2 protein-coding genes are annotated in these 4,457 nt (G+C 39.9%); both read left to right on the forward strand.

Annotation, left to right across the window (positions count from 1 at the left end; all coding sequences use genetic code 11):
- Positions 1–1,047: 1,047 nt before the first annotated feature.
- The gene (locus tag IM319_RS15230) at positions 1,048–2,400 is read left to right on the forward strand and encodes an RNA-guided endonuclease InsQ/TnpB family protein (protein WP_287736137.1); all 1,353 of its coding nucleotides are present in this window, start codon (positions 1,048–1,050) and stop codon (positions 2,398–2,400) included.
- Entirely contained in the window at positions 2,379–4,004 is a 1,626-nt protein-coding gene (hmpF, locus tag IM319_RS15235; RefSeq protein ID WP_287736139.1) for a pilus motility taxis protein HmpF, read from the forward strand. The genes IM319_RS15230 and hmpF overlap by 22 nt, the downstream gene beginning before the upstream one ends.
- Positions 4,005–4,457 lie beyond the last annotated feature (453 nt).

Here is a 4,457-nt window from a genome sequence, read left to right on the forward strand (position 1 = left end):
ATAAATGAAGTTTTGTCGGATTAAATAATTGGCTGAGTTGTAGAGATTTTTAGACTGCCAAGATAAATTATCTATCTCCGCCCAAAATCTATGTCCTTTCTTGATAATGTGTCTTTCTGCTACTAACATTGTTATCCGTTGCCTTTTAACTCAGCGTCGGGTTTTGAAGGGTTGTTATCCGTTGTCATAATTGTACCGGAAGGCAATTGATAGCCTGTTAAATTCCCTTGTTTCCACCACCTCCAAGCCGTTCGATAACTTATTCTTGTTTTTTTTGCCTAGTCTGATAGTTTCCTGTATATATATTACCATGGCTGGCTATATATGACTATATTTGTATTGAAACTTTACAATACTTCATCTTGATGAGAGATGAGAAACGCTCTCTTACACCAAATCCGTTTTTAATAGTGTGATTAACTCTCAAGTTATCAATTGTTTCTCCCTGCTCCCCACTCCGCAGCTCCAGCGCTCCCTTCTCCCCACACCCTACACCCCACTGTCCTATACCTTTTAAACAGGATTTAGTATTACCTCCTCTTGTCACTAATAATAAATCTGATAAGCTAATTATTTGACACTCCTGGGCCTAAAGGCGTGAGGATTCTCGAAGCTCATCACTGCGCTTTCTGGTTTCCCTTACTCATCTTGCTCAGGGAATCAGAGGACATTGGAAAATTGAAAATCGCTTACATTGGGTCAAGGATGTGATTCAAAACGAGGATCTTAGTCCCCAGAAAAAGGGACTTTCCCCCATCAACATTTCCTTGTTAAAGACATGGGTTTTAACCTTGTACAGGTTAGAGGGTTATGATTCTTTAACAAAGGGAATTGACCACAATAAGCACAAAATCCGCCAATTATTGTCTTTATGTCGCTAAAATTTCGTTTCTCGCCGTATTTCTCCTTTTTTCTTGAGAATGAAACGACCCTACCCACGTCGGGGGGTTGGGGGGTGTTGCCTCTTGCCTCGTCTGGCCCAAGTAATTTAAATTACGAACAGCCTAGTGCATTTATGCTAGTATAATATCAGGAGGTAAAAATACAATGTATAGATGCCAGCAAAATCTAATGAGCATGGATAAACATTTAAAGGCTATCCTTGAGTTCATTTGTGCTGAGTCTCATAAACTGACTAACTGTGCAATTTATTATGCCCGTCAATTTTATTTCAAAACCGATAAAATTATTGGTAAATTTGATTTAGAGAAAGAGTATAAAAACAACAAACACTATCAAGTTTTATCCTCTCAGGCAGCACAGCAAATACTTAGAAGTGTTCCTGAGTCCTTTAAATCATTTAAAGAGCTAAACCAGAAATATAGAAAGGGAGAGTTAACAGATAAGCCTCATTTACTTAAATACATAAAAAAAGAAGGTCTGTTCCTTGTCACTTATCCCAAGCAAGCCCTAAAATGGGTTGATAATCAAGTTAGAATCCCTTTAGGAAAAACTGTTAAGCAATGGTTTGGACTTGATAGCTTCTATTTGCCAATGCCCTCCAATTTGAGGTTTCAAGAAATTAAGGAATTAAGAATACTGCCCAGAAATCATTGTTTTTATGTTGAGTTTGTTTATGAGAGTAAACCAGTCGAGATTGAGGTCAATCCCGATAATGTGCTAGGTTTAGATCCGGGTTTAAAGAATTGGCTAACAGGAGTTTCTAGTCTCGGTACTAGCTTTATAATTGATGGAAGACATCTTAAGTCTGTTAATCGTTGGTACAACAAACAGGTAGCTACTCTCAAAGAAGGAAAACCTCAAGGATTTTGGTCAACCCAACTCGCTAAAATCACAGAAAAGCGTAATCGACAAATAAGAGATGCTGTTAATAAAGCAGCTAGACTTGTTATTAATTACTGCATTGAGCATCAAATTGGAGTGGTTGTTTTTGGATGGAATAAAGAACAAAAACAAGAATGTAATTTAGTCCAAAATAATCATCAATCTTTTGTTTCAATTCCTACAGCAAAACTCAAAGAACGCATTAGAAAAGTGTGTGAACATTGTGGGATTAAGTTTATTGAAACCGAGGAAAGTTATCCATTAAAAGCTTCTTTTTTAGACAATGACTCGCTACCTAAATTTGGTAAAAAAACCGAAGGGTGGCAACCATCAGGAAAGAGAACAAAAAGAGGATTGTATCGGGCTGCTCAAAATCAGTACATTAATGCTGATGCTAATGGGGCAGCTAACATAATTCGGAAAGTAAGCACAACACTTAATTTTAATTTAAGTCGAGTGTCTAGGGGCGTTTTGACTCGTCCCCAGAAATTCAAGTTCTGGTCAGCTAAAAAGACGCAAAGTCCGCTTAGAATTCTCCGTCATTTATGGGTCGGAGAAGTCAAAAAAACTTTTATTATGGAGGACGACTACTCGTGCTATACCTTGGAGAAGTAAAAAAACAGATTAGAGGTTTTATCGGTGGTTACAAAACCGAATTGAAACTATTGGCCTGTCAGCATAACGATCAGACGTGGAGTGCCATACCGGGGGAAGATATCTTAACCTACGACGAAACTAACTCCCTGGGTGAAGGTGCGCTTCTCTTGGTAAATTTGAGCAATAATCGTCAACTGCAAGGAAACCCGGAATTAGCGGGAGCGGAGATGGTGCGGCAACTGCAAAAGATTGCCCGTTTGATGGAGCGCAGCAAGAAAGATCAAGAGAAAATCGAGGAGTGGAAACAATCCCTCACCTATCAAAGCGAGATTCTCAACCGCCAGAAAATGGAAATGGAGACAAGAATCGAGCAAATTGAACAAATAGAGGCAGAATTCGAGTATTTAGAGCGCAAAAGACAAGAACTGGAAACCCTAAAACAACAATTAAACGAGCAACAGCGACACCTGGAAGAAGGACAAATAAATTTTAACTCCTCCCCCAATCTTTCCCCAGAAAAACAACAATTTATTCGCTCTCTAGCGGAGCGTTTAGCTAATAATCATCATCGGGGCAATTCTCCCTCACAAATTCTCCATTCCACTCTTGAATCTGTGCAGGAACAACAGACAATTTTAAATAGTTGTTGGCAAAGTTTAGAGGAGCAGAAAAAAGCTGTAGAAAATCGTCAGTTCGCCAACAATGAAATGCTCGATTATCTCGAACAAAGAGCGAGGGAATTACAGACGAGTCGCAGTGCTTTGGAAACGGCTAAAATACAATTACAAATACAAGAAACTGTTCTGAGTCAAAAACAGGAATTATTCGAGAGCCTTAACCTCACCCTACAAACCACTGATTCTACTCGACAAATGCTCCTTCGTCTCCTGCAAGGGGAAGAACTAGATTTGGATGGTAAAATCGATCTAGAAGCTCTTGAAAAAATGCCTTTAGAAGAATTGGAGAGCTTAGTTAAGAACTTACAAACAGACCTCAAGCGCTGGGAAATTTTTGTCAACGACCAAGAGGAAGAATTAACTCTCCAATGCCAAACCGTGGAAGAATTAGAAGCAAGAATGGCCACAATAGATGAATCAGAGCGAGCTAATTTAGAAGAAGAATTAGCCGAGGAACAGGAAAAAAAAGGAATGCTGGCGGCAACTTTGGTCGGACAAAGACGTAATCTCCACGAAAGGCAAGCTATTCGCTCTCAACATCTGAAAATTCTGCAACGGAGACAGGGAATTTTATCCCCAGAAGATGCCCAAAAATGTAGCTTTGAACCATTGTTAATTCTCTTGGAGGATAGTTATCAAAATAATCTCCAAGAAAGTCAACGTTTAGCAGCAGAAATCAAGCGACTACAAGAGGATTTACCAAAAAACAGAGATACTATTGATGAGCAATGGTCGGATTTAGAGCAAAAAACTCGTGAATTTGAAGAACAGGAGCGACAATGGCGCGATGCTAATCTGGCCTTATTGCGTTTAAAAACTCAGGTACAACAGTACGAAACTTTCCTGCAACCCGTGCAGGATCAACTCGATCAAATCCGTCAAAAACTAGAAACTATCTCCCAATGGTTGATGCCTATGGAATCTAATGGTAGTGCCTATCCTTAGGCTATTAACAGTTAGGCTTAATTAGGGCTTGCTGAATAAATCTAAAAACCTTTTTGGGTAAGACTTTTAGACTTTTTGTCAATCAAAAAGTACCGGACTGGGAGTGATCAGGGGGAAAATTCAGGAACTTTTTCCCTGAAAATTAGGTAATTAGCCACCTCAAAACCGGTAAAACCTCACACCCCACACCCCACACCCCACACCCCACACCCTGTCCCCACGAAAAACTTTTTGCCGCAAACCCTAGGTTAGATGTGGTATGGACTAGGATTAGTAATTTATACTCAGATAGTTTTGACATCCTCACCGCCGTAAACGGACGGTGATTCCCAAACCTCACGATTTGGGTTTCTGCTTCTTTCCCTTGCGGGGTTCCGCACCTGCCTTAACAGATTTACTCTGTTCTGGTCTTATGGTCGCTCTACAGACTGACACCGCAAGTCCTGCGGCCAA

The sequence above is a fragment of the Microcystis sp. M113S1 genome (assembly GCF_020246945.1).
Classification (GTDB): domain Bacteria; phylum Cyanobacteriota; class Cyanobacteriia; order Cyanobacteriales; family Microcystaceae; genus Microcystis.

What these genes read in the sequence shown, in the direction of transcription:
- IM319_RS15230 (WP_287736137.1), top strand. Translation starts at nt 1,048, where the DNA reads ATGTATAGATGCCAGCAAAATCTAATGAGCATGGATAAACATTTAAAG.